Source organism: Paraburkholderia sp. C35 (genome assembly GCF_003121405.1).
In the GTDB taxonomy this organism is placed as follows: Bacteria; Pseudomonadota; Gammaproteobacteria; order Burkholderiales; family Burkholderiaceae; genus Paraburkholderia.
In genome coordinates, this window is record NZ_QBUY01000003.1 from 72,237 (window position 1) to 98,073 (window position 25,837).

The 25,837-nt window shown below is 62.2% G+C and carries 23 protein-coding genes; 10 read left to right on the top strand and 13 right to left on the bottom strand.

Annotation, left to right across the window (positions count from 1 at the left end):
* Positions 1–5: 5 nt before the first annotated feature.
* The gene (gene hpnH / locus DK391_RS02725; protein ID WP_109476455.1) at positions 6–1,163 is read left to right on the top strand and encodes an adenosyl-hopene transferase HpnH; all 1,158 of its coding nucleotides are present in this window, start codon (positions 6–8) and stop codon (positions 1,161–1,163) included.
* Between the two features lie 84 nt (positions 1,164–1,247).
* Here hpnH and DK391_RS02730 read toward each other — a convergent pair whose 3' ends face one another.
* Entirely contained in the window at positions 1,248–1,853 is a 606-nt protein-coding gene (locus DK391_RS02730; RefSeq protein WP_109476456.1) for an ABC transporter substrate-binding protein, read from the bottom strand.
* Positions 1,854–2,056: 203 nt separating this feature from the next.
* On the opposite strand from DK391_RS02730, the gene DK391_RS02735 reads away from it, so the two are divergent.
* Positions 2,057–4,669, top strand: coding sequence for an MMPL family transporter (locus DK391_RS02735; protein ID WP_109476457.1), 2,613 nt, complete (start codon positions 2,057–2,059; stop codon positions 4,667–4,669).
* A 10-nt stretch (positions 4,670–4,679) separates the two neighbouring features.
* Positions 4,680–5,627, top strand: coding sequence for a VacJ family lipoprotein (locus tag DK391_RS02740; RefSeq protein ID WP_109476458.1), 948 nt, complete (start codon positions 4,680–4,682; stop codon positions 5,625–5,627).
* Positions 5,628–5,757: 130 nt separating this feature from the next.
* Here DK391_RS02740 and DK391_RS02745 read toward each other — a convergent pair whose 3' ends face one another.
* The 5 genes from DK391_RS02745 to hpnD all read right to left on the bottom strand — a co-directional run bounded on the left by DK391_RS02745 (position 5,758) and on the right by hpnD (position 11,254).
* Entirely contained in the window at positions 5,758–6,243 is a 486-nt protein-coding gene (locus tag DK391_RS02745) for a hotdog domain-containing protein (protein ID WP_109476459.1), read from the bottom strand.
* A 142-nt stretch (positions 6,244–6,385) separates the two neighbouring features.
* Positions 6,386–7,099, bottom strand: coding sequence for a phosphorylase (locus tag DK391_RS02750; protein ID WP_109476460.1), 714 nt, complete (start codon positions 7,097–7,099; stop codon positions 6,386–6,388).
* The gene (gene shc, locus DK391_RS02755; protein ID WP_109476461.1) at positions 7,099–9,132 is read right to left on the bottom strand and encodes a squalene--hopene cyclase; all 2,034 of its coding nucleotides are present in this window, start codon (positions 9,130–9,132) and stop codon (positions 7,099–7,101) included. Before shc ends, DK391_RS02750 begins: the two co-directional genes overlap by 1 nt.
* Positions 9,129–10,406 (bottom strand): hydroxysqualene dehydroxylase HpnE, encoded by a 1,278-nt coding sequence (gene hpnE, locus DK391_RS02760; protein ID WP_109476462.1) that lies wholly within the window; start codon positions 10,404–10,406, stop codon positions 9,129–9,131. The genes shc and hpnE overlap by 4 nt, the downstream gene beginning before the upstream one ends.
* The gene (gene hpnD, locus DK391_RS02765) at positions 10,406–11,254 is read right to left on the bottom strand and encodes a presqualene diphosphate synthase HpnD (protein WP_109476463.1); all 849 of its coding nucleotides are present in this window, start codon (positions 11,252–11,254) and stop codon (positions 10,406–10,408) included. Before hpnD ends, hpnE begins: the two co-directional genes overlap by 1 nt.
* A 557-nt stretch (positions 11,255–11,811) precedes the next feature.
* Here hpnD and DK391_RS02770 point away from each other — a divergent pair.
* Positions 11,812–12,234 carry a nuclear transport factor 2 family protein gene (locus tag DK391_RS02770; protein WP_109476464.1) on the top strand — a complete coding sequence of 141 codons (423 nt, stop codon included), beginning with the start codon at positions 11,812–11,814 and terminating at the stop codon, positions 12,232–12,234.
* Between the two features lie 48 nt (positions 12,235–12,282).
* Here the strand turns inward: DK391_RS02770 and DK391_RS02775 are convergent, their stop codons facing one another.
* Genes DK391_RS02775 through DK391_RS02785 form a run of 3 tightly spaced genes read right to left on the bottom strand, consistent with a single transcriptional unit; the run spans position 12,283 to position 14,202 of the window.
* Positions 12,283–13,221: a diguanylate cyclase gene (locus DK391_RS02775; RefSeq protein WP_109476465.1), complete on the bottom strand. Its 939-nt coding sequence runs from the start codon at positions 13,219–13,221 to the stop codon at positions 12,283–12,285.
* A complete protein-coding gene (locus tag DK391_RS02780; RefSeq protein WP_109476466.1) occupies positions 13,218–13,841 on the bottom strand; it encodes a chemotaxis protein CheC in 624 nt (207 codons plus the stop codon). Before DK391_RS02780 ends, DK391_RS02775 begins: the two co-directional genes overlap by 4 nt.
* Positions 13,834–14,202, bottom strand: coding sequence for a response regulator (locus tag DK391_RS02785; protein WP_109476467.1), 369 nt, complete (start codon positions 14,200–14,202; stop codon positions 13,834–13,836). The genes DK391_RS02780 and DK391_RS02785 overlap by 8 nt, the downstream gene beginning before the upstream one ends.
* Before the next feature lie 231 nt (positions 14,203–14,433).
* Here DK391_RS02785 and DK391_RS44080 point away from each other — a divergent pair, with 231 nt between their 5' ends.
* The 3 genes from DK391_RS44080 (at position 14,434) to DK391_RS02795 (ending at position 18,508) form a co-directional block, all read left to right on the top strand.
* Positions 14,434–14,925 carry a hypothetical protein gene (locus DK391_RS44080; RefSeq protein WP_162600655.1) on the top strand — a complete coding sequence of 164 codons (492 nt, stop codon included), beginning with the start codon at positions 14,434–14,436 and terminating at the stop codon, positions 14,923–14,925.
* Entirely contained in the window at positions 14,922–17,210 is a 2,289-nt protein-coding gene (locus tag DK391_RS02790; RefSeq protein ID WP_109476468.1) for a hybrid sensor histidine kinase/response regulator, read from the top strand. The genes DK391_RS44080 and DK391_RS02790 overlap by 4 nt, the downstream gene beginning before the upstream one ends.
* Positions 17,211–17,410: 200 nt before the next feature.
* Positions 17,411–18,508, top strand: a complete 1,098-nt coding sequence (locus DK391_RS02795) for a hypothetical protein (protein WP_109476469.1) — start codon at positions 17,411–17,413, stop codon at positions 18,506–18,508.
* 81 nt (positions 18,509–18,589) lie between these two features.
* Here DK391_RS02795 and DK391_RS02800 read toward each other — a convergent pair whose 3' ends face one another.
* Together DK391_RS02800 and DK391_RS02805 are read right to left on the bottom strand one after the other, a co-directional pair.
* Positions 18,590–19,141, bottom strand: a complete 552-nt coding sequence (locus DK391_RS02800) for an NADPH-dependent FMN reductase (protein WP_109476470.1) — start codon at positions 19,139–19,141, stop codon at positions 18,590–18,592.
* Positions 19,142–19,505: 364 nt separating this feature from the next.
* Positions 19,506–19,796: a DUF1272 domain-containing protein gene (locus tag DK391_RS02805; RefSeq protein WP_109476471.1), complete on the bottom strand. Its 291-nt coding sequence runs from the start codon at positions 19,794–19,796 to the stop codon at positions 19,506–19,508.
* A gap of 256 nt (positions 19,797–20,052) precedes the next feature.
* Between DK391_RS02805 and DK391_RS02810 the strand changes: the two genes are divergently transcribed.
* Positions 20,053–21,018 (top strand): sulfonate ABC transporter substrate-binding protein, encoded by a 966-nt coding sequence (locus tag DK391_RS02810; protein ID WP_109476472.1) that lies wholly within the window; start codon positions 20,053–20,055, stop codon positions 21,016–21,018.
* Positions 21,019–21,099: 81 nt separating this feature from the next.
* On the opposite strand, the gene arsC is transcribed toward DK391_RS02810, so the two are convergent.
* Positions 21,100–21,471: an arsenate reductase (glutaredoxin) gene (gene arsC / locus DK391_RS02815; RefSeq protein WP_109476473.1), complete on the bottom strand. Its 372-nt coding sequence runs from the start codon at positions 21,469–21,471 to the stop codon at positions 21,100–21,102.
* Between the two features lie 761 nt (positions 21,472–22,232).
* On the opposite strand from arsC, the gene parA reads away from it, so the two are divergent.
* Positions 22,233–22,895, top strand: coding sequence for a ParA family partition ATPase (gene parA / locus DK391_RS02825; protein WP_109476475.1), 663 nt, complete (start codon positions 22,233–22,235; stop codon positions 22,893–22,895).
* Positions 22,896–22,919: 24 nt separating this feature from the next.
* Positions 22,920–23,984 carry a ParB/RepB/Spo0J family partition protein gene (locus DK391_RS02830; protein ID WP_109476476.1) on the top strand — a complete coding sequence of 355 codons (1,065 nt, stop codon included), beginning with the start codon at positions 22,920–22,922 and terminating at the stop codon, positions 23,982–23,984.
* Positions 23,985–24,044: 60 nt separating this feature from the next.
* Here DK391_RS02830 and DK391_RS02835 read toward each other — a convergent pair whose 3' ends face one another.
* A complete protein-coding gene (locus tag DK391_RS02835) occupies positions 24,045–25,394 on the bottom strand; it encodes a replication initiation protein (protein WP_109476477.1) in 1,350 nt (449 codons plus the stop codon).
* Positions 25,395–25,837: the final 443 nt, after the last annotated feature.

Here is a 25,837-nt window from a genome sequence, read left to right on the forward strand (position 1 = left end):
ACGATTTGTCTATTCCGATGCTACAAAAAGTCCGGGTGGGCGCATACATCATGCGTAACCATCTGAAGGGCAACAAACGCTACCCGCTCGCGCTCATGCTCGAGCCGCTGTTCCGCTGCAATCTGGCCTGTAACGGCTGCGGCAAGATCGACTATCCGGATCCCATCCTGAACCAGCGTCTGTCGCTGACGGAATGCCTCGAAGCCGTCGACGAGTGCGGCGCACCCGTGGTCTCGATCGCGGGCGGCGAGCCGCTGCTGCACAAGGAAATGCCGCAGATCGTCAAGGGCATCATGGCGCGCAAGAAGTTCGTGTATCTCTGCACGAACGCGCTGCTGATGGAAAAGAAGATGGACGACTACGAGCCGAACCCGTACTTCGTCTGGTCGGTGCACCTCGACGGCGACCGCGAAGCGCACGATCACTCGGTCTCGCAGGAAGGCGTGTACGACAAGGCCGTCGCGGCCATCAAGGAAGCCAAGCGCCGCGGCTTCCGCGTGAACATCAACTGCACGCTGTTCAACGACGCCGTGCCCGAGCGCGTGGCGAAATTCTTCGACACGGTCGGCGAAATTGGCGTGGACGGCATCACGGTGTCGCCGGGCTATGCGTATGAGCGTGCTCCGGATCAGCAGCACTTCCTGAACCGCGACAAGACCAAAACCCTGTTCCGCGAAATCTTCAAGCGCGGCGACAACGGCAAGAAGTGGTCGTTCAGCCAGTCGAGCCTGTTCCTCGACTTCCTGGCCGGCAACCAGAGCTACGAATGCACGCCGTGGGGCAACCCGGCGCGCACGGTGTTCGGCTGGCAGAAGCCGTGCTATCTGGTCGGCGAAGGTTACGTGAAGACCTTCAAGGAACTGATGGAAACCACCGAATGGGACAAGTACGGCACCGGCAAGTATGAGAAGTGCGCGGACTGCATGGTCCACTGCGGCTTCGAAGCGACGGCCGTGATGGACACGGTCGCGCATCCGCTGAAGGCGCTGAAGGTCAGCCTGAAGGGCGCGCGCACAACGGGCGCGTTCGTCAAGGACATCCCGCTCGACAAGGCGCGCCCCGCCGAGTACGTGTTCTCGCGTCACGTCGAGATCAAGCTCGAAGAGATCAAGGTCAAGGGCACGGGCAAGAAGGTGCAGACCTCGGCAGCTGCGTTGAACTAAGACGCATCGAAGCCGCATAAAAAAGAGCGCAACGGTTTAGCCGTTGCGCTCTTTTGTTTTGTGCCGCTGCTTCCGTGCTTCGGGTCAGCCCGCGCTACGCGCGTTGTGCTCGGTCAGGAACTTGATCAGGCCATCCACGCCGCCCTTGTTCAGCTGATCCTGAAACTGCGTCTGATACACCTGGATCAGCCACGCGCCCATCATGTTGATGTCGTAAATCTTCCATCCGTTCGCCGTTTTTTCCAGCCGATAGTCGATGGCATCGTCGCCGCCGTTGCTCAGCACGTGCGACTGGACCACCGCATCTTTCGCGTCGGCGGCTGCCGTGGACGGCGCGAATTTGAACTTCACGTCCTGGTCACGCAGTTGCGACAGCGACGCCGCGTACGTGCCGACCAGCAGCTTCGTGAATTGCTCATACAGTTGCTTTTGCTGCTCCGGCGTGGCCGTCGCCCAAGCCTTACCGACAGCGATGCGCGTCGTGCGCTGGAAGTTCGTAGCGGGCACGAAGTGCGTTTCGACCACTTGCGTGATCTTCTTCATGTCGCCGCCGCGGGCTTGCGGATCGGCCTTCATCGCATTGACGGTGCCTTCCACCGCGCTCTTCACGATGGCGTCAGGCGCGGTTTGTGCGAAAGCCGCGGTGGACACCACGGCGGCTGCCAGAAAAGCAGAGAGGTAACGTTTCATACGCTCGTCGGGACAGTTAGGAGTGAGCTCACGCAGGACAGCCCGCATCCAGCGCAATTACGGGCCAGTATACCGACTTAAGACTTTAACCGGCTGCACAGGGTTCACTCGCGGATCACTTAAGCGACCGTGCGGCGGTTGCGTCGGTATACTTGTGCCCTCTAACCAATAATGCCAATCGTGACAAGGCCCCGCACCAGTACATGCTGAAGTCATCTATCGTTCGCCTCGTTGTCTGGTCGGTGCGCCGTCCGCTGCACGTGATCGTGCTGTCGCTCGTGCTGGCCGTGCTGAGCGCCATTTACGTCGTTCATCACTTCAAGATCAACACCGACATCAGCCGTCTCGTCGAGAACGATGCGCAGTGGACAGCGCTCGAAGAGCAGATCGACAAAGCCTTTCCGGATCGCGGGCAGACCTTGCTGGTCGTAGTCGAAGCGGGCGCGCCCGAATATGCGGACGCCGCTGCCAATACGCTCGCCGCTGCACTGCAAAAAAATTCGAACGAATTCAGCTCGGTGACGCAGCCGGGCAGCGGGCCGTTCTTCGAGAAAGAAGGCTTGCTGTTCCCGTCACTGGCCGATGTGCAGTCCACCACCTCGCAACTGGTCAAGGCGCGTCCGCTGATCAACTCGCTTGCGCATGATCCGAGCCTCACGGGCCTCGCGGGCACGCTCACCACGAGCCTGCTGCTGCCATTGCAGATTGGTCAGGTGAAGCTCGGCGACATGAGCAATCTGCTGTCGCGCAGCGCGACTGTGATCGATCACGTGCTCGCCAATGAGCCCGCCGTGTTCTCGTGGCGCGCGCTGGTCGACAAGGATGCCGTGAAGCTGCCGGCGCGCGCGTTCATCGTGGTGCAGCCGAAGCTGGACTATGCCGCGCTCAAGGCGGGCGCCAAGGCATCGGAAGAGATTCGCCAGACGGCCGATTCACTCGATCTCGAATCGCAGTACGGCGCGCGCATCCGTCTGACCGGCGAACAACCGCTCGCCGACGACGAGTTCGCGTCAGTGCAGGACGGCGCGGAGCTCAACGGCATCATCACGTTCTTTGTGGTGCTCGCCATTCTCTGGCTGGCGCTGCGCTCGGGACGCCTGATCGTCGCCGTGTTCATCACGCTGTTCGTCGGCCTCGTGATCACGGCGGCACTCGGCCTGATGATGGTCGATGCGCTGAACATGATTTCCGTCGCGTTCATGGTGCTGTTCGTCGGGCTGGGCGTCGACTTCGGCGTGCAGTTCGGCGTGAAGTACCGCGAAGAGCGCAATCGCGACGACCGGCTCGCCGCCGCGCTGATCCACACGGCATACAGCATCGGCGTGCCGCTGACGCTCGCCGCCGTGGCCGTCGCCGAGAGCTTCTTCTCGTTCCTGCCCACGGCTTATCGCGGCGTGTCGGAACTGGGCAAGATCGCGGGCGTCGGCATGTTCGTCGCGTATCTGACCAACATGACGCTGCTGCCCGCGCTGATCAAGGTCTTCAATCCGCCGGGCGAAGCCGAATCGCCGGGCTTCACGTTCCTCGCGCCCGTCGACGACTTTCTCGACCGCAATCGCACGCCCGTGCTGATCGCCACGGCCGTGCTGATCCTCGGCGCGTCGCCGCTGCTGCTGCATCTGCGTTTCGACTTCAATCCGTTGCACCTGAAGGACCCGAACACGGAGTCGATGGCGACGCTGATCTCGCTGAACGACGCGCCCGAAGCCGCCGTCAACAACGTGCGGGTGCTGGCGCCCTCGCTGGCGGACGCGGACCGGATCGCTGCACGTCTGTCGAAGCTGCCGGAAGTGGGCCGCACGACCACGCTGAGCACCTTTATTCCCGCCGATCAGCCGCAAAAGCTCGAACTGATTGCAGCGGCAGCGCAGCAACTGCTGCCGGCGCTGACGCAAACGCCCGCGCCGCCCGCCACCGACGCCGTGCGCGTCGCCGCGCTCAAGCGCACCGCCGCGCAGCTTTCGCTCGCCGCCGAAGACCACCCTGGTCCCGGCGCGGCGGAAGCCAAACATCTGTCCGACACGCTGACCAAGCTCGCCGCCGCCGACGTCTCGACGCGCGACCGCGCCGAACGCGCGATGTCGGAGCCGCTGAAAATTTCGCTGAAGCAGCTGGCCACGCTGCTGCAACCGACGGAAATCACCCGCGAGAACGTGCCGAAAGACATCTCCGACAGCTGGGTCTCGAAGACCGGTCAGGCGCTCGTCGAGATTTCGCCGAAAGTACCGCCCGGCGTGGATCCCGGCGATGACGTGATGCTGCGCAATTTCGCCAAGGCCGTGAAAGCGGCGGAACCGGGCGCGATCGGCGGGCCGATCTCGATCCTGCATTCGGCGAACGTGATCATCAAATCGTTCGTGCAGGCGGGCGCGTGGGCCATCCTGTCGATCTCCGCGCTGCTGTGGCTCACGCTGCGCCGTTTCGGCGACGTGCTGCGCACGCTCGTGCCGCTGCTGGTGTCGGCCGTGGTCACGCTGGAGCTGTGTGTGGTCTTCAACATGCCACTTAATTTCGCGAATATCATCGCCTTGCCGCTGATGCTCGGCGTGGGCGTCGCGTTCAAGATCTACTTCGTGATGGCATGGCGCCGCGGACAAACGGGCCTGCTGCAGTCGAGCCTCACGCATGCCGTGCTGTTCAGCGCGGCGACCACGGCAACGGCGTTCGGCAGTTTGTGGCTGTCGCATCATCCGGGCACGTCGAGCATGGGACGTCTGCTGGCGTTGTCCCTTCTCTGCCCGCTGATCGGCGCTGTGGTATTTCAACCGGTATTGATGGGCAAACCGCGCGCTCGCCGCGCATCGAAGAAACAATAAGGAAAGCCGCATGAAGATGCGTACAGCCGCGCTGGCATTGGCAGCCGCGAGTCTCACGTCGGGGTGTGCAACGGGTCCGGACCGCAAGCCGGGCGCCCCGCTCGAGCCAATGAACCGCGCGATTTTCAATTTCAACGACGCACTCGATCGCACGGTCGCAGTGCCGATTGCGAAGGGTTATCAGAAGGTCACGCCGCAGCCGCTGCGCCAGGCAATCAGCAACTTCTTCTCGAACCTCGGCGATCTCGACAACTTCGCCAACAGCCTGCTCCAGTTGCACATCACGGACGCGACCGAAAGCCTGATGCGTTTCGCGATGAACTCGACCTTCGGCCTCGGCGGCCTGATCGACTTCGCAACGCCCGCCGGCCTGCCGAAGCACAAGGAAGACTTCGGCCTGACGCTGGGCCGCTGGGGCGTGCCGTCCGGTCCGTATCTGGTGCTGCCGCTGTTCGGCCCGAGTTCGTTCCGCGACGGTCTTGGCTATCTGGTCGACTTCCGCGCCAATCCGATCTCGTACATGGGTTGGGAGTACAAATATCCGCTGTACTTCGTGCAGTTCGTGAGCGTGCGTTCCGATCTGCTCGGCGCAACCACGCTGCTGGAACAGGCGGCTCTCGACAAGTACTCGTTTGTGCGCGACGCCTACACGCAGCAGCGCCGCTCGTTGCTGCGCGGCGCGAATGCACCGGCGTCGGCGTTGCCTGACTACGGCGACGACGACGATTCGGGTGCGCAAGCGCCTGGCGGCGCATCGGGCACGGCGCCGACCACGGTGCCGGGCGCGGCGCCGCTCGGCTTGCCGAACTACAGCGATCCGGGCCAGGCAGCGCCGGCTGACGGTGCATCGGGCGCTGGTGGTGCGAAGGCTCCGAAGACCAACGACCCGAGCCTGCCGAAGTACGACGATCCGGGCAATGGCGCGGCGCCTTCTTCGGATAAGCCGGCTTCGCAGTAAATCTGCCCGAGCGGTCTGCCGCCGCGTGCAGCGTGTGGAAAGCAAAAAGCCCCGGCTGGTCGTGAGACCAGCCGGGGCTTTTTAGTATTCCGGCAGCCAGAGAACACCGCCGACTCCGCCGCCAGACTATTTAATGTGCTGCGTCCGCTTCCTGATCGACGTCTTCCGTGCTTTCGGATGCCAGCATAGCCGACGGCTGCTGCATCGCCACGCGCAGCTTTTCGCTGTAACGCTCGAATGCTTCGTCCGCGTAACGGATCTTCGAGCGGCCATGCGGCGCGGGATTACCTTCCGCATCCAGATTCACGAACACCATCTTTTCGACGGTCAGAATGCTCTTGCGCGTGATCTTGTTGCGCACTTCCGCGCGCAGCGTAATCGACGTCGTGCCGAAGTGCGTCGCCGTCATGCCGAGTTCGATGATGTCACCCTGACGCGCCGAGCTGACGAAGTTGATCTCCGACATGAACTTGGTCACGACACGCTGGTTGTCCAGTTGGCAGATCGCGTAAATGGCGGCTTCTTCATCGATCCAGCGCAGCAGGCTGCCGCCGAACAGCGTGCCATTGGGATTCAGATCTTCGGGCTTGACCCATTTGCGTGTGTGGAAATTCATTTCGGTCCCTCTTTGGAAATAGCGTGGTCACGCGCACTGGCGTGTCCTAGGGTTAACACCTAGCACTATATCAGAGATAAGGGTTTTCCCTAGGTCTTCAAGACCAACACACTATTTCGCTATCCGCGCAAATCGGGACGCTTCAGATGGCGCGCAAAGCGCCTGCTCGCTCCAGCGCGGCGCGCGCGGCGATGAGCGTGGCTCGGGCGGCGCGGGCATCGGCGGCGACCTGCAGCAGGCCGCCTAGCTGCGACGGCTGGCGCGCCAGCTCGCGCAGGATGGGACCGATGGCCGTCGTGCCATCGTCGCGCAGCCCTGCCGTTGCGGCCGATGGCAGCGTGCGCCACGCGGGGTCGACGATCGCGCGGCAGATCACGAACGGCAAGCCGTTCGCCTCGGCGATGGCGCCCGCAAGGTGAGATTCCATATCGACGGCGAGCGCACCTGTCGATGCATGCAGCGCGGCCTTGTCGGCGGCACCGACGAGCGGCGCGGCGACGCCCGCCATCGGCCCGCGCTTGAGTTTCGACGCGAGCGGCGTCGCGCCGAGCGCGGTGGCGATCCGGCCCGCCCAACGCAGGTCGGTTTCGACGACGCCCAGCGGGCTATGCACGTTGCTGGCGATGATCAGCGTGCCGGGCGCGAGATCGGGCGCCAGTCCGCCCGCCGTGCCGAAGCTGATAATGCCCGCACAACCGCGCGCAATCGCCTCGTTGAGCGCTCGCTCGAGCAGATCGGCGCGGGCCGCGTACACGGCTTCGACGCCCTTGCCACGCGCGATGCGCGCTTCGAACGCCATGCCCGTCACCGCGATGACGGGCAGGTTGCCGTTCATGAGGTCCGGCCGCGCCGCCATCACAGGCCGAAGGCGACGCGCTTCTCGCCCGAGCGCTTCAGGTTGCGGTAGCGCGCGAGCGCCCACAACGGGAAGAACTTGCGGTAGCCGTGGTAGCGCAGATAGAACACGCGCGGGAAGCCCGTCGCCGAAAAGCGCGTTTCGTCCCACAGGCCGTGGTCGCGCTGTTCGTTCTGCAGGTATTCGATGCCGCGCGCGACAGCAGGATGATCGACATAGCCGACGGCCATCAGGCCGAGCAGCGCCCACGCCGTTTGCGACGGGATGCTTGGCGCCTTTTCGTAGCCGCGATAGTCGAGCTTGTAGCTGGTGCCGTCTTCGCCCCAGCCGCCGTCGGCGTTCTGGATCGACACGAGCCATTGGGCGGCGCGCTTGATGCGGGCGTCGTCATGCGAGATGCCCGCCGCGTTCAGCGCGCACAGCGCCGTCCACGTGCCGTAGATGAAGTTCATGCCCCAGCGGCCGTACCAGCTGCCGTCGTCTTCCTGCTCGTTCAGCAGATAGTCGTAAGCGCGGCGCGCCGGTTCGCTGTTGGCGGGGAATTCGCCGAGTTGCGCGAGCATCGACAGGCAGCGGCCGGACACGTCGGCCGTCGGCGGATCGAGCAAGGCGCCGTGATCGGAGAACGGGATGTTGTTCAGGTAGTACTGAGTGTTTTCCGGCTCGAACGCGCCCCAGCCGCCGTCGCTGCTCTGCATGCCGACCACCCATTCGCGGCCGCGCGAAATCGCGTTCGCGTCGACATCCGATTTCGTCAGCCCTGCCGAACGGTGCATCGCTGCCACGACCACGGCCGTATCGTCGACGTCGGGGTAGTGCGCGTTGTTGTACTGGAACGCCCAGCCGCCCGGACGCACATCGGGACGGCGCGAAATCCAGTCGCCGCGCACGTCGAGAATCTGCAGCGGACGCAGCCACGCGAGACCGCGCTCGGCCGCCTGCTCGGCGCGCGCGTCGCCCGTTTCGAGCAGCGCGTGTGCCGCCAGCGACGTGTCCCATACCGGCGACAGGCAAGGCTGGCAATACGCTTCGTCTTCGTGGATGACGAGCAGCTTTTCAATCGATTGACGGGCGATCGCGCGATTCGGGTGATCGGCGGGATAGCCGAGCACGTCGTACATCATCACGGAATTCGCCATCGCCGGGAAAATTGCGCCGAGGCCGTCTTCGCCGTTCAGACGTTCATCGACGAACGCAACGGCGGCCTTGATCGCGCGTTCGCGCGAGGCCTTCGGGAACAGGCCGTCCGTCACGCGCAGCACGCTGTCCACGGCACGGAAGAACGCGAACCAGCTCTTGCTCTGATGGCCTGCGCGCGGCCGCGGCCCCGTCGTGACGGGCGCACCGCGGAACAGCTCGTCGATGCGCACGCCGCGCGGATTGCGCGCCACCGGCCGCTTCGCGTTCAGCACCAGCAGCGGCACGATGACCGTGCGCGCCCAGTACGACACCTTCGACAGGTGGAACGGGAACCACTTGGGCAGCAGCATGATTTCGACCGGCATCATCGGCACTGCGTACCACGTGACGACGCCAAACAGCGCGAGCAGGATACGCGTGAACACGTTTGCCGCTTCCGCGCCGCCGTTGGCCAGAATGCACTCGCGTGCGCGCACCATGTGCTCGGCGTCCGGAGAGTCGCCGATCATCTTCAGCGCGAAGTACGCCTTCACGCTCGCGCTGACGTCCATCGCGCCGTCGGTGAAGAGCGGCCAGCCGCCGTCGGCCAGCTGGATACGGCGCAGATAGCGCGCGATCTTCTGTTCGAGCTCGACATTCGGCGTTTCGCCGAGGTAATGGACGAGCAGCACGTATTCGGCGGGAATGGTCGCGTCGGCTTCGAGTTCGTAGACCCAGTGGCCGTCGTCGTTTTGCGCGGCGAGGATGGCGTCCGTCGCGCGCGTGACAGCGGCCTCGAGCGCGTCGACGGGTGCAGCGCCCGTTGCCAGTGCGGCGGCCACGGGAGCGTGGTCGTCGATCAGCGTTTGAGGCAGTGCGTCGCCCAGCGTCTGGGTCAGGGATAAATCGTTCATCGGCGTTCCATCGGTTCGTTCAATAGCGTATCCGCGGCCTTCTGGCCAGAGCGAATCGCGCCTTCGATGCCCGGCGGCAGACCGGTTGCCGTCCAGTCGCCCGCAAGCATCAGGTTGTTCCAGCGAGTGCGCGTGGCAGGACGGCGCATCTCTTCGTCGGGTTGCGCGGCAAAGGTCGCGCGCGGTTCGACACTCAGTTGCCACTTCAGCGGCAGATCGGCCGACAAGCCCGTCACCTGCACGACGTCGGCCCACAGCTTGCGCACGAGTTCATCGCGCGGCATGTCGGTGAGTTTTCCGGCGTCATAGACCGTCACCGACAGGCGTCCATCGGATGCCGTCATCCAGTTGGCGCTCGCGTTGACGAGGCCCATCAGCGGCGGATGTCCGAGCGGCGGCTCGACGGCAAAATGCGCCGTCACAGTCGCTGAAAAGCGCTGAGGCGTTGGCAGGCCGGGCACCAGCGCCTGCGCAACGTCGGGCGTCACAGCCAGCACGACAGCTTCGTTCGCGCCGATCTCGATGCGCTCATCGCCATTCAGCCGCAAGGCGGCGATACGGCTTTGCGCGCCATCAGCGACGAATTCGAGCTCGTCGATCCGCGCGTCGAGCCGGATCGCCGCGCCGCCATGCTGCAAAAGCCGCAGCGCCGGTTCGACGAAGGCCGATCCCAGCCCGTTGCGCGCAACGAGCGGCCGGCTCGACGGCCCGCCCGCGGCCAGCGTGTCGCGCAGCGCCGCGGCCGCCAGCTCGGCCGTCGCGTGACGCGGCTCGATGTTGGTCATGGCCAGCAGCAGCGGACGCAGCATGCGGTCCCACAGCGGACCGTTGCTGCGCATTGTCTGTGCGACCGTGCGGCCGGGCTTCGCCAGCAGCAGCGGCACGACGGACAGGTAATCGGTCCATTGCGTGTCGGGCACGCGCGCGGCGGCTTCGAAAATCCACGCCGGAAACCGTCCCGCCGACATCCTGACGGTCCAGCGCCGGTTCGTCGCGAGATCGACGAACGGGTATTCGGGTTTCGTCGGTCCGACGAGTTCGTCGGCGGAACCGATCGCGCGCACGTAGTTCAACGTGGCCTGCTGGCCGGACAGCACCAGATGATTGCCGCTATCGACGGTCGCGCCGAGCGTCCGGTCGTAATACGTGCGGCAACGGCCGCCCGCCTGTTCGGCCGCCTCGTACAGCACGACCTGCGCACCGCGCCGTTGCAGTTGCACGGCGGCGGCCAGACCGGCAAGGCCTGCGCCGATCACGTGCACCAGCTTTCGCATCAAAAGAAAGCGTAGCGCGCCACGATTGCCAGCATGCGCAGCTTCGGCTTGCTGACTTTCGTGCGCGGAATGTCGAAGCCGCGTTCCAGCGTGCGGTCCAGCAGGATGCGATACACGCCCGACATGATGCGCGGCGCCTTCACATGTGCACGCGGCTGCGCGTCCATGATCGCGTCGGCGGCGGCGAAGTGCTGCTTCGCGCGCTCCGCAATCGTCGCGCAGACGCGCGGCAGCGATGGATCGTCGGCGATCGTGTGCGGATTCGTCGCCGCAATGCCTTCGCGCGCCAGCAATTCGTACGGCAGATAGCAGCGGTTGATGTCCGCGTCCTCGTCGATGTCGCGCAGGATGTTCGTCAGTTGCAACGCACGGCCCAGATGGTGCGACAACTCGATACCGGGCTGATCCTGCATCCCGAAAATTCTCACCGATAGCCGCCCAGCCGCACTTGCGACGCGGTCGCAGTACAGGTCGAGCGTGGCTTCATCGGGCGCGCAGATGTCGGCGGCGGCGTCCATGGCCATGCCGTCGATCATCGCGTGGAAATCCTCACGTTGCAGATGAAACGTGTGGATGTGCCGCGTCAGCTCGAGCAGCGACGCGCGCGGCGAGCCGGCGTAGCAGGCGTCGATGTCCGCACGCCAGCGCTCGAGACCCGCGGCACGCTCGGCGCGCGGCAGGTCGCTGTCGGCGATGTCGTCGACGGCGCGGCAGAACGCGTACACCTGATACATCGCATCGCGCTGCGCAGGCGGCAGGATGCGCATCGCGAGATAAAACGAGCTGCCTGAGCTTGCCGCAGCTGCGTCAGTTTGTGTGTCGTCCACGACGAGATTGGAAACGGCCAAGACGATCTCCGCTGAGACACCCCGAAGGGGCGATCAAGAAGTCATGCCTACCCGCAGGGCAAGCCGCCCGCGCGCGCGGACACGCGCGAAACACCGGCTGAAAGACCGGAAAACGGGCAAAAGTATACCAACCTTTGATAGGCGACGCAGGAACGGCGGGAAGGCCGGGGCGGACGGACGCGGCAACGAACCATGCGGGAGCCACGGACTGTCACGACAGCGCATCGCTATCGCACGCAGGCGAAAATCAGCAAAAAATCACATCTCTATTTATTCGTCGATTTTCGTCGCGGGTCATCGGCTTATCTCAAATTTAAGAGTTGTCTGAAATACATCAATATTAGATAAGACTATCTTTTAAACCATGATGAAACGCAGTTAGACGAAGAAATCCTCGATCGCCAAGCGTGACAAGGCGATACGGGCGTGACGAATCACTTGCAAGAATCACGACCCACATTCATTCAGTTAATCAATCGTAGTTTATTTGAATAGTCTCGCGTCGCAGAAAATCGGTGAACGGGATTATTACGTTGAATCTGTTTTAGGGAAAAATCATGAAACTGCCTCTGCTCTGCGCTGCTCCGCTTCTCGCCGCTTTCGGTTTCTCGACGTCGGGTTTTGCCTCGCAGGAAGATGAAGCGATGATCCGCCGGATGGAAAACACGTGGATCCAGGCGAGCATGCATCAGGATCGGGACACGCTCAATGCGCTGCTCGACGATTCATATCGCGGCGTCACGCCGTCGGGTGCCACGCGCTCGAAACTGGATGTGCTCAGCGCGCCGCCCGCACCGGCCGGCTCCCGGCAGATTCTGCGCGAGCTGGAAATCCACGTGGATGGCGACCGCGCGATCGCGATCGGTGAAAGTCAGTTCATGGCACCCGATGGCCAGCAAGTCTTGTTCGCCTTCGCAGACGATTTCGCCCGCCAGGATGGACAGTGGCGGGTGGTCGGATCGTGGGTGACGCGCAGGTAAGGTGATTCGCCGCAGCGGGCGCACGCCCGCTTGCCGGCAAACAGATCTTCAGATAAACGCGACCGAGCGGTTGCGTCCTTGTCTTTTCGCGCTGTACAGCGCCGCGTCCGCCTCGTTGATCAGCGCTTCGTAAGCCGGCACGCCAGTGCGCGCGGCCGCGCCACCCACACTCGCCGTCACGGGCACATCGACGCCTTGCACGTCGACAGCGCTTCCGCCGATCGTATTGCGAATCTTCTCCGCCACCAGCATCGCATCTTCCAGCGGCGTACACGGCAGCAGCAGCGCGAATTCCTCGCCGCCGAAGCGCCCGAACGTATCCTGCGCGCGCACCACATGCGACACGCGCTGCGCCATTTCGCGCAGCACGGTATCGCCGACCACGTGACCAAACTGGTCGTTGATCTTCTTGAAGTGGTCCAGATCGAACAGCAGAATGGACAGTTCGCCGCCGTAGCGCTGCCAGCGCGTGTATTCGTCGCGCAGACGCGCTTCGAAGTAGCGGCGGTTCGCAATGCCCGTCAGTCCGTCGCGGTCCGCGTATTCCTGCAGCTTGGCCACGGCCTCTTCGCGTTCGCGCTGCATGATGCTGACATGCGTCACATCCGACACCGTCACGCAGACAGCCTCGACCTCGCGGTCGCGCATGATCGGCATGAACGTGCAGTCCTGCTGCATGAAATCGACGCCGCCTGTGATCGGCCGGTCGTGATCGAACTTGAACAGATACGGGCGCTGCTCCCACGAACTGAACGCGAAGCTGCCGAGCTGGAACACGCTTTCGAGCTTGCGCGTGAGCCACACGCGCGGCAGTTCGGGGAAGCTCGCGAAAATCGACTTGCCAACCACCTGTTCCGCCGGCATTCCGCTGTGATCGTGCATGAAGCGATTCCACATCAGCACGTTCATCTGACGGTCGAGCACGAAAATGCCAAAACCGACCCGTTCGACAACCAGGTCGCTCAGCGAAGGAAGCGGGGCATTCATATGCTGGAAAGCAGCGCGTCCAGCGCGTTGCTCAGGTGACGGATCGAGTCTTCCGCCATCAGCATCACGAGATGGGCGCGGAAGCTCTGATCTTCCAGCGCGAAATTCACTTCAACCAGCAACGCGACTTCCCATGCGAGCACGTTCGGCTGGAACACATCGTCGAGCGACATCGCCGACCCGAGCAGGCCCGGCGCCGAGAACACCGGCGTGCGCCCCAGCTGATCGAGGATGCACGACACGCACGCGCCCGTCAGGATATTCGCGACATCGAACACCAGCTCTTCCTGCGTCGTCGCTTCGTAAGCGGACTTCGCATACGGGTCGCTCACCAGCGAGCACAACTGCTCGATGCTGCCGCTGCGGCAGATCACCAGCGCTTCGCCCTTGATATCCGAGCGGAAACCCTGTCGCACCGCACTCACCGGCTCATTGATGCCTGTCATTTCGCGCAGCGCCGGCGCCGCCTCGCGCACGGCCACCACGCGCACGCGCGGCACGGACAGTTCGATGAACGCATCCAGCAGAAGGGCGAGGCGCGTCGCGGCCTGGCCCATCGCCAGATTGGCGACCTCCTGCAGCGCGTCGCGCTGATCTTCGTTGAGGACTGGCTCAGACATACAACCCGTACTCCTTGAGGATGGGAAGCACCGCCTCGGTAGTCACGGGCTTGGGAATGAAAGCGATTGCGCCAAGCGCGCGCACGCGTTCCCTTGCCATCGGCTGGACATCGGCGGACACGACGATCACGAAGGTATTCAGGTCCTCGTGCTGCAGGGCCTCCAGAACCTGATAGCCCGTCATGTCGGGCATCGTCAGGTCGAGAAACATCACCGACGCACGCCCGTTGCGATAATGCTCGAGCGCTTCGCGTCCATTGGACGCGTAGGTAATGTCGACGCTCCAGTCTTGCGGCAATGCCTTGGTGAGCACCTTGCGGGCAAGCAGCGAATCATCGGCGATCACAATGGGCAAAGACATGGTGGCGAACTGGAAACGGAGTGGGCTCTTACGTGTTAACGGCGGCGCTCGGACGAACTTGAGTGACCGCCGGCGACATTGCGCACAGCAGCCACCTCGGCGGCGACAGGACGGAAACCCGGAACCAGCGATGCTGAACTCGCGCAGCGCGGCGTCAGATGCGCCAGACGACGGCGGGCGCTTCGCGTGTGGTGCGCGGCCGCTGCAGCGCGCGCGCAATGGACAAAGGCAATGACCGGCATGTTCGAAGCCTACCCCGTAGATAGTGCTGCGGTGGCAAGACGGCGTTCATGGCTCCGTGGTGCCCCGCTGGTCTCCGCGAGGGTCTATCCGGTCTTGCACGGCATGCAATGCCCGGCCCCTCGCGCGGAATTCGCCCGATCATGGCGGGCTCATTTTTTATCTTGGCGCAATTTTCGAAGTAAAACGGCGAAAAGGCAACTCGCCAGAATGCATTCGTCGAACGAATTTAACTCGTTTGAGTCACTTTCGAGTCAAAACGTAAGCATTCGTCAGATAAAAGATCACCTTTATACTTTTGTGTACGTTTGCGCTTCTGGATTCGTCGCTGATTCGCGCTTTCGTATGACTAAACTGCCCTTGCCGCCACAGGACGGCAACGGCGTCCGCTTGGTTGCATTGCGCGCGAGCGGGTGGTCCACTGAAACCTATGATGAGAAGACCCATGTTTTTCACCGGCCGCGCGTGCGGCTTGCGCCATGACAGCTGACCGGCCCGATTCCGCCGACGCCAATACGCCCGACGAACGCACCGCCGACAAGCGGCCGGACGAAGCGTTATTTCCCGCCGTTCCCGAGCAGAATTTTGCCGTGCGTCGCCTGACGCTGATCGCGCTGCTGGTCGCGGCCGTGGTGGTGCCATGCGTGTTCGTCGCGGCGATGGCCTTCAGCGATCTGCGCATGCGCGAAAGCGACGCGACGGATGTCACGCTGCGGACCGTGCGTGTCGCCGAAGAACACGCGTTGAAAGTGTTCGACATGAACGAGGCGCTCGACGCGCGCGTCGTCGATCTCGTGCAGGGACTCGACGACGACGGAATCCGCCAGCGCGAAGCCCCGATCCACGAAAAGCTGCAGACCATGGGCGGCGGCTATCCGCAGGTCGCGGCCGTGTCGATTTTCGGGCACGACGGCACGCTGCTCGCCAGCAGCCGCTTTTATCCGGCACCGCCCGTATCGATCGAACAACGCGAGGATTTCGTCGGCATTCGCGACGGCCAGTTGCTCGCGCATGTATCGAAGGTGATGGTGGGGCATGTCGCGGGCGAGATCGTGTTCAACACGGGCGTCGCGCGGCGCGGCGTAGATGGTGGTTTTGCGGGCGTGGTATCGGTGGCATTGCGGCCGAGCTATTTCGCGGCGTTCTATCGCGAGTTGCTGGGCGGCGCCGATTCGCCGATGACGATGGCGCTGACGCGCTCGGATGCGGCGGTGCTCGCGCGCTATCCCGTCGGGCTGCAGTCGAAAACGCAACAACCCGTGCGCAAGAACGCCTTCACCGATGCACTCGCCGAAGGCCGGCGCGCGGGTGTCGTGCGCGTGCGCGGAGCGCTCGACGGCGAAAACCTGATCGTCGCGTTTCGCCGGGTGGGTTCGTATCCCGTGTACGTTGCGGTCGGTTACCGCACGTCGGCGATCTGGGCAGCGTGGTATCGGCATCTGAGTGTGCTGATCCTGTCGACTTTCGTGCCGTCCATTGTGTTGTGGTGCGTGATCTGGCTGTCGCTCAAGCGCCTCGGCGCCGAAGAGGAAGCGTGGGAGCGCTGGCAGGCCGAAGCGTCGATGCGGCGCTCGATCGAATCTGCGTACCGTCAGTCGCGCAAGATGGAAGCGCTCGGCAATCTGGTCGGCAGCGTCGCGCACGACTTCAACAATCTGCTGATGATCGTCTCGGCTAACGTGCAGATCGTGCGACGGCGCGGCGCAGCGGCATACGACCGCGAGCTGTCCGCAGTGGAGCGCGCGCTCAAGAGCGGCCAGTCGCTCACGCGGCAATTGCTCGGCGTCGCGCGCAAGCAGCCGTTGCGTAATGAAACGCTCGATGTCGAGCGCTGGCTGCCGGGTTGCCGCGATCTGCTGCGCGCGTCGCTGGGCGCGAAAGTCGCGCTGGTGATGGATGTCGGCACGGGCGTGTGGCCGATGCAGGTCGACGTCGCCGAGCTCGAGCTGGCGCTGATCAACGTCGCCGTCAATGCGCGCGACGCGATGCCGAACGGCGGCCGCTACACGGTGCGCGCGAACAATGTGAGCTTCCGCCGCGAAGACGGCTTTCCGATCACGGGCGATTTCGTGCAGTTGTCGCTCGAAGATACGGGTGTCGGGATGCCGCCCGACGTGTTGGCGCGCGCATTCGAGCCGCTCTTCACGACCAAGCCGAAGGGCATGGGCACGGGTCTCGGCCTGCCACAGGTGTTTGCCTTCTGCGAGCGCTCGGGCGGGCTGGCCGCAATCGATAGCGCGATTGGCGCGGGCACGTCGGTGCGGCTCTATCTGCCGCGTGCGACGCAGGCGCCGGAAGTCGAGCGTCCCGTCGAGCCGGTGGCAGAAGAAACGGGCGCGCCGCATGGTCTGCGCATCCTGCTGGTCGAGGACAACGACGAGGTCGCGGCCGGCACGGAAGCGCTGCTGCAAATGATGGGTCATGACGTCACCTGCGTATTCAACGCCGACGCAGCAATGGAACGCTTCGACGCGGCGCATGCGCGGCAAAAGGAAACGGGCGAGCCGTTACCGTTCGATCTCGTGATCTCCGACATCCACATGCCGGGCAAACTGAACGGCATCGACCTTGCGGAACGCGTGCAGGCATTCGAGACGAAATTGCCCGTGATTCTCGTCACTGGCTATGCGGAGGAACTGGAGCGGGCACGCCATGTCGATGCGCGCGTGCTGTCGAAGCCCTTCGATATCGCGCTGCTCGACAAATTCCTGCAAACGCTGCAGCGCGACCTCGCGCATGCGCACACACCGACTCACCCCGCGGGCTGAACGCCGTTTGTCGGGGATTACCAGCCGTTTGTAAAAGCGCGTCATGAAGGACGCGCTTTTATCCGACACGACGCGGCGTCTGGCGCTTTTCGGGCCATTGCGGCACGTCCGTCATCCGGCATGAACGTTGCGGCTTTCTTTACACCGCGGATGCAGCGGTGCGCCGCCGCATCCGTCCCAGAAAGCCGACGGAGACAGCCATGCGACATACCGTGATTGGTCTTTTCGACACCTACGCGCAAGCCGAGAGCGCGCGCAACATGCTCGTGCAAACCGGCTTCGCTTCCGCCGATATCGACTTGCAGGCGAATCCCGAAACGCCCGTCGACGCAGTCGCCGCGCAGTCGCCAGGTGTGATCGCCAATATCGAGCGGTTTCTGGCGAGCCTGTTCGCGACCTCGGGTCCGACAGCGTCCGAAGCCGAGCGCTACACGGAAGCCGTACGACGAGGCGCGGTGCTGGTCGCCGTGAATGCCGAGAGCGAGTCGCACGCGGAACTGGCGCGCAGTTCGCTGGCCAGACTCGGCGCAATCGAAGTGAGCGAGCGGGCGCCCGATGCAGGCACCCGGGAGAACTCGGTATTCGACGAACTCGGCATCGGTGCAGCGACGCGTACTGTCGCGCAGCCTCACGGCGACGCGATACCTGACGAAGAAGAGGCGCGTCGTCGTGCACGCCTCGACGCATTGCACGGCGTGCCGCCTGTCGATGACACGTCCGTCCAGGCGCTGGCGGCCGCAAGCGCGCCGGGCGCAGGTGCCGTCATGCGGCCCGACGTGCCTCCGTCGCCGCAGCAGCAGTCGCAGTCGCAAACATTGACTGGCCTTCCCGGCGAGCCGCCGCATCAATCGGCTTCGCAGTATCCCGACTACGGTGTGCCGACGGGTTCCAGCCGTCCCGCTACGCAGCAGACCGACGCGGCACCCGCAGCGGCGGCGATTGCATCGGCAGGCATCGCAGGCTCAGGCGCGGTGATGACACCCGACACGGCTGCGCCCGCGCGCGCGATGCCCCAACAGGTGCCCGATGAATTCCTCGAATATGAAGAGGATTTCCGCACGCACTACGACTCGGAGTACGCACACGAAGGCGTGCGTTATGACGAATACGTGCCCGCGTATCACTACGGCGCGACCATGGCGCGCGAAATCCGCTATCAGGACAGATCGTGGGACGAGGTCGAACCGGAAGTGCGAGAAGATTGGGAGCGCGATACGACCGAGGGTAGTTGGGAACGGTTCAAATCAGCCGTACGGCATGGTTGGGATCGCGTGACAGGACATACGCATCATCATTGACGTGTTGCCGCGTTCGCGTTGATTCGCGTTGCAGCCGAAGCGGCGCCATTGAGCGCCGCTTCGCCTGAGCATCGGTGATGTTTAATCGACTTGACGCTTCACCCAATCGACATATCGATCGACGAACTTTTGCAAGAACTTGCGCGTGTCGTCGTTTGCGATGTTGCCGTTCTCGTCGATCTGGCCAGCCGTGTGCTTGATAAACATTTCCGGCTGAGCGAGCGTCGCCACGTCCAGATAGGCCAGCACGTTGCGCAGATGTTGTTGCGCGAGCGCGGTGCCCGTCGCACCCGGCGACGTACCGATCACCGCGCCCGGTTTGCCACCCCATACGCTGTGTCCCCACGGGCGCGAACCCCAATCGAGCGCATTTTTCAGGACACCGGGCATCGAGCGGTTGTATTCGGGCGTGACGAACAGCAGCCCGTTCGCGGCCTGAATGCGCTGCTTGAAATTGCGCGCAACCTCAGGGAAATCGTCGTCGTAGTCCTGGCTGTAAAGCGGGAGCGAGCCGATGTCGAGAAACTCAAACGAAAAGTCTGAAGGTGCCAGTGAGATCAGCGCTTTCGCAAGCTGGCGATTGGTCGAGTCGCGGCGCAGACTGCCGACGACCACTGCAATTTGATAGGCCATGTCTTCCTTCCTTGGTTGGCGCGGAAAGCGCGAAAGGGGTGCGACCTGTCAATCATAGCGTCCGCGCGGCGCACGGATGTGTCGCTTGCGCGCCTCAAATATGTCGACTCCGTGACGGGCAGTGGATAACTTCGAGTACAAAAAAGTTATCCACAGATTTTCTGGATAACCCTGTGGATAGGTGGAATCTTTGCCTTATCAATCAAGCCCGTCATCGGGCTGTCGCCATACGCAACAAATGGCTCGCAATCTTGCCTGCTGTTACAGGTTCAGTCTTGCTGCTGTGGACAAACGCTATTGCGATTTGCCGCGCAAAACTTGCCTGAGTTGTTGTCGGCTGGTCTTGCGCGAGCGGTTGAGAGGATCAGCGTTCGGACGCTGCAATATCCCGATATCGCGCGAAGAAAGCCGCATGCGACGCTTCGTCGATGCCGACAGCATGACGTTCCGAAGACGCGGGATGCTTCTGCCGCATCGCGGCGGGTCGGATCGGCCGATGCTGGAAATTTCCTCCGCAGTTGGGACAGACGTTGCGCAAGGCGGTCAGCGCGCACACCTCGCAAAACGTACATTCGAAACTGCAGATCATTGCGTCGTTCGCGTCTGGCGGCAGTGTCTTGCCGCAACCTTCACACGACGGCCTTAGTTCGAGCATTTTCAGTCTCTCTTTTCGATGAATTGGACGTTCGCTGCGCAATTTTGCTGAAAACACCGATCGAGTGTATTGAGCCGGATGGTGGCGAACACGTCAAAGCGGCGTCAATTCCTGCCAGGCAATCAAACGCGATCGACGACGACTGACGCCGTAATTTGCTTATACGAATTTATCGGTTCGTGCAGATTTCCCGGCGGCTTATCGTTGAGCGCAATCGGTCCCTGTCGCGACCGTCTTCGCCATATCGAATTCGTCTATGTCTCGTCACTTCACATTCAGTCGCCGCACGTTTCTGACTGGCGTCGGCGCGCTGCTAGCTTCAACAGCTTTACCCGCTTTCGCAGACAATCGGGCAAAGGAAATTCGCATCGGTTACCAGAAGGCCGCAAGCACACTGGTATTGCTGAAGGCGCACGGAACGCTCGAAAAACGCTTCGCGCCGCAAGGCGTCAGCGTGAAATGGACGGAGTTTCCTGCGGGTCCACAGTTGCTGGAAGGACTCAACGTCGGTTCGATCGATTTCGGCTACGTCGGGGAGGCGCCCCCTGTCATTGCGCAGGCCGCTGGCGCCAACTTCGTCTATACCGCGTACGAGATCCCAACGCCGCAAGCCGAAGGCATTCTTGTGCATCACGATGCACCGATTCAATCGGTGGCCGATCTAAAGGGAAAGCGCGTCGCGTTGAACAAGGGATCCGACGTGCACTGGTTTCTGGTCGCCGCTCTGCAGAAGGCAGGTGTGAAGTACACCGATATTCAGCCCGTTTTCCTGCCTCCCGCCGATGCGCGGGCCGCATTTGAGCGCGGCGCGATCGACGCATGGGCCGTCTGGGACCCGTTTCTCGAAGCGGCGAAGCGTCAATCGAACGCAAGGCTTTTGACCGATGGAACAGGCATCGTCAGTCATCACCAGTTTTTCCTGAGCGCGCGGCCGTTTGCTCAACAAAACACTGAACTGATCGATGCCGTTGTGGCTGAAGTCGGTAAGGAAGGTGCGTGGGTGCGTGAGCATTACGCAGAAGCAGCCGTACAGTTGGCACCGATCCAAGGTCTTGACGCCAGCGTGATCGACGCTAGCTTGCGGCATTACGCTCACGTCTATAAACCGGTCGACGCCGGCGTGCTCGCCGAGCAGCAAAGAATTGCCGACGCATTTTCCGAGCTCCGCATCATTCCGACGAAGATCGCTACGAAGGAAGCGGTGCTTGGCGCTAAAGCGTGAAGGCGTCGTCGCTACTTTGTAGGGGCGTGCTTGATACTTGCCGACGCGAACTGATGTCGTCGCGCGTCGTATCGGGTTGCGTCATTCTTCCGCGTCTGGGAACAGCGCCTTGACGTTCTCCGGCGGCCTGCCGATGACGGCGCGCCCATCGCGCACAACTATCGGGCGCTGAAGCAAAATCGGATTCGCGGCGATCGCTTCGTATAACTGAGCGTCACTCAACGACACGTCAGCCAGCCCCAATTCCTCGTAGACCGATTCCGAGTCTCGCAACATCTCGCGCACGGGGACGCCCAGCATCCGGTTGAGTTCCTTCAACTGCTCCACTGATAACGGCGTACGAAGGTACTCGATCACCTCGACAGATTCATTGGACGGGTTGTACACGTCGTTGACGAGTTCGCAAGCGCCACGGGATTTTGAGCAACGCGGGTTATGGTAGATGGTGATCATGCGCGGTAGGGTAAGTGAGGGTCGTGGCTGAGGATTGTAGCCGGTGCGTTCGTGTTGAATGGGTGGTTGATATGGTGCGATGGCTGGTTCCGTGGAGACGTAGCATTCGCCCGCGATGGAGTTCGGCCAAAGCACGCTGCGTTTGGTCGTTGCCGATGTGCAGCGGTTGAACGCGCGCGGGGAAACCTTCGGTCATGACTCTGTTCACCATGAAGTCGCGCGCAACAGCGTGCTCACTGTGCGCATCCGTCGCGTGGTCCGTTTGCGGTTGTTTGATTCGCAGGGTGTCCCTGCGCCCGGGTCTTGAGGCGGATCGCGTGCGTTGCCAGTTGACACATGCCTGAGGACTCGGCTGAGTTTATGCGCATAACGTTCGCCCCCTTCGAGCGAGCGGTTGCGTCTCCCGCAACATCCATCTCCGTGTTGAACGAGCGCCACTCGCCGGGCTTTATGCGCATAAACCCATGACTTCGGGATTCCATCGTCACCTGTTGACGTCAGCCTATTCAAGGTCGATCAGCGCTTAAGGCATCAACCGAGACATCCTTCGCATCGCATGATGTATCCGCGCTCGCCATCTCGTTTGCAGCCGAATTGCCCATCGCACAACTCTGACACCACCCAGCCGGGAAGTTACGTCGCGGCTTTATGCGCATAAAGCCATACCAAACGGCCTATAACTGTTGCGCGTAACCAAAAATGTTTGAATTAGAAAATCAGCAAGGTAAAATTCAGCGGCGTCCAAAAAGAGGAGGTGAACATTGGCAGCAGAAATCATCGCAGTTACACAGCAGAAGGGCGGGGTCGGTAAAAGCACAATTGCGATGCACCTCGGCGCAGCCTTCCATGAGAGAGGCAAGCGCGTCCTCGTCGTCGACGCCGACGGTCAAAATTCCCTCATCCATTGGGCAAGTGCGGCGTCGGATAGCGACTCCGGCATCCCATTTCCCGTCGTCAACCTGTCCGAAGCAGGCGCGCAGATCCATCGCGAGATCAAGAAGTTCGTCGCGGACTATGACCTGATCGTCGTCGACTGCCCGCCGTCGATCACAGAGAAGGTTTCGGGTGTCGTCCTGCTAGCCGCAACCGTCGCCGTCATTCCTACATCGTCATCGCCTGCGGATTACTGGTCGAGCGTCGGCCTTGTGAAGCTCGTCCAGCAAGCGCAGGTCATGAACGAAGACCTTCGCGCGGTCTTTCTCCTCAACAAGACGGAAGAGAAGCGAATGCTGACGCGTGAGTTGAAGCGCGCATTGGAAGAACTCGGTTTTCCGCTTTTGCGCACCCAGATTCCGACGCGCGAGGCCTACAAGCAGGCGATGGCTTTAGGTCAAACCGTCTTGCAGATGAGTGATCGAGGCGCGAAGCTCGCCGCCCTCGAAGTTCGCGCATGCGCCGATGAGATCGCCGCGCTGCTTCCCTGAATTTATGCGCATAAAGGTACTTGAATGAAACCGTCCCAGTTCGCAAAAGGCTTCCAGGCTCGCCCCGATACGACCAGTAGCGAAAAGCGCACGGCGCTCGATCGCCTCAACGCGATCGATGGACTGGTGCAGAACGCACCGAAGAACACGAACATCGCCGCGTTCAAGAGTCCCGTTGTCCCGCCCGTTGCGCCGAGCGAAGCGGATCCGGCCGAATCTGCGAACGAATCGGTTGAATATCGCGCCTGGCGCGCGGAGCACAGCTATCGGCCCGGACAGATCGTCGAGCTCCCCCTCAAAGCGATCAAGCCAAGCCCGTTCAATCCACGTTACTTCTACGTGAAGTCGTCGATTGCCGAACTCGCGGTCAACCTCGCGAAGCAAGGCCAGCAGCAAGCTATTCACGTCATTCCCGATTACGACAACCCCGGCAGCTACTTCGTCAGCGATGGCGGCAGGCGGGTTCGTGCGTTGAAGGAAGCGAACAAGGAAACGGTCAAGGCGATCGTCATCGATCTCCCCATCGGCATTCAGAGCTACAAACTCGGCTATGACCTCAACGTCCAGCGCGACTCGCAAACGGTGTTCGATAACGCCGTCGTGTGGCGCCGCTTCCTGGAGGAGAAGCACTTTCAGAGTCAAAAGGAACTCGCCGAGCATCTTGGCCTGGATGAATCGACGATCGCCGTCGCGCTCTCGATTGCCAAGCTGCCTGAGACGGTGATGCAGGAAATGGTCGCGAGACCGGACCGTTTCGGTTCGAATATGGCTTATCAGGTTGGCCGGTATCACTCGGCACGGGGCACCGATTCGACACTGCGACTGATCAATAAGATTCTCTCCGACGATCTGAGCACGCGTCAGGTTGCGGATATCGTGAAGGGAAGAGCGAGTGCACAGGAAAGTGCCAAGCCGGCGGGACGGCAGCGCTACGCGCAGCGGCTGGACATCAAACTGGGTGGTGTATCCGTTGGTGATCTGAAGTCGTATGGCGACGACCGGATCGAACTGAAGCTACGTGGATTGTCGCGTGACAAGCGCGACGAGATTCTTCGACAGATCGAGCAGATGCTGTCAGAGCAGTCGTAAGCAGAACGGTGTAACCAGAGTAGAAAAACAGCGCGCCTGACACGGCGCGCTGCATTAGAATCAGGCAGCTCGCGACTGGCTTAGTGTGAACGACAGCAGATCGCCATCCGTCGGCTCGCCCCACGTCTTGCGCGCGAGCCAGTCGAAGAACGCCGTTTCCGTCAACTTCGACTCCAGCCCGCGGCGGCGCCAGTCATCGCGCAGATGCGTGCCGAGCCCCGGCAGTTCATCCTCTTCGAACGAGTGACGCGCAAGCTCACGTTCAGCCTCACCCTGCTCCTCGTATAGCGCCTGCGCTTCCTTGCGTCGATGCGCCGTGTATTCACCGAGAAGCCGTGCCTTGAGGTCGTCGGCAGGTGCGCCCGCGGCGCCCTTGCCGGCTGCCGCAGAAGGCAGTGCGTCGACGGGCGGTGCATAACCCTTCTTCAGGGCATCCTTGAACAGCGCGGGGGCGCTGCGCACGGGTGGAAGCGTCGTGCTGCGCATCCGTTGTTCTGTCATCTGCAGTGCTGCGCGGATACGGTTTTCCTCGCTATCGGCGTACAACGTCTGCGCTTCCTTGAGCGGAATGCCAATCTTCACCATGCGGTCGACGAGCGTACTGTCGAACACATTGGGATGTTCATCGAGAGCGAGCATCGGCTGCTTGCGCTCCGTTACGCGAAACTGGATTTCGGCAACACGCCGTCCTTCACGATGTTCGATCAGTTCGACGAAGATATTCGTGACGGCATTCACTTCCGCGATCGCGGGACGCAGGTAGTCACGCTTGAAGTACTTGTACTCGCGCTTGGCTTCATCGCCCGCTTCCGTGTCGGGCGTGCCGGAAAGAATAGGCCGCCACCATTCCCACGCCTCACGCATCGTCAGATGGCTCGGATTGGTCAGGTAACGCACGCAGATCTCGTATAGCGCCAGCCCGGCGCTACTGCGCAACTGGCTCTGAAACTGCAGGCTCAAACGCGCGTACTGCACGGGATCGAGCAGTTTCTTTTTGATCTTTGGCGCAAAGGAGAATTCGACCCAGACGCGACGCGTCGCCGGATCTTCGAGAATTTCGGCGTCGGCGATCAGCGTGGAAATACCCCACTTGCGGCCGGGCTTCTGGCTCGACGTGCCCTGGCTCCACTCGACCTGCACGGAGACCATGCGACGCAAGTGCTCCTTGACGAGGGCGGTGTCATTCGAGTCGAACGCGGAGTTCGCCACGATATCCGACAACAGGGCGCGATAGGTATCGCCCGACTCATCCGCTTGCTGCGCGACCGCGAGCAAGACGTTGAACAGCTTGCGTGTGAGCAGCGTAATCTTGCCGCTCTTGGGCTGAATGGCGATCGCCTCGACGGCTTTGCGCAATTCGGCGGAGCTTGGGCTCACCACATCGGTTTTTTTCGCGCGCTTCGTGGCCATGCGTCGAGTCAGGAAGAGATTTTGCGCAAGCATACCGGCTGCGGTGATGCACGTCTATAGCGACTGTCTCACCTACTTTGGGTGAAATCGGCACGGCGTGACCGACTCACCAGGAGCGAATCCTGAAAACGCTCACCTTTCGCCAACGGCCACTTCTTCTGGCGGCGTTGGCGGCCGGGGAATTGCGGTAAACCTTGCTAAATCGCCGATGCAGATCACCGGGTAACGCGCTCCCGAAAGTCCTCACCGCAATGACGTCGCAATTAGACGATGGGTTTTTTCACTTCGAGCGAGAAGATCACGGGCGCCATTGCGGAGACCTCCGCCATCCCTGAAGACGCCCGCCACTCCACTAGAGATGGCGATGCATGGCTGTGTCCCTCTCACCCAGCGCTGTCGGGCGTGATTGGATCGTCCGCCCTAGCGTTTCAAGCCTCTCGACA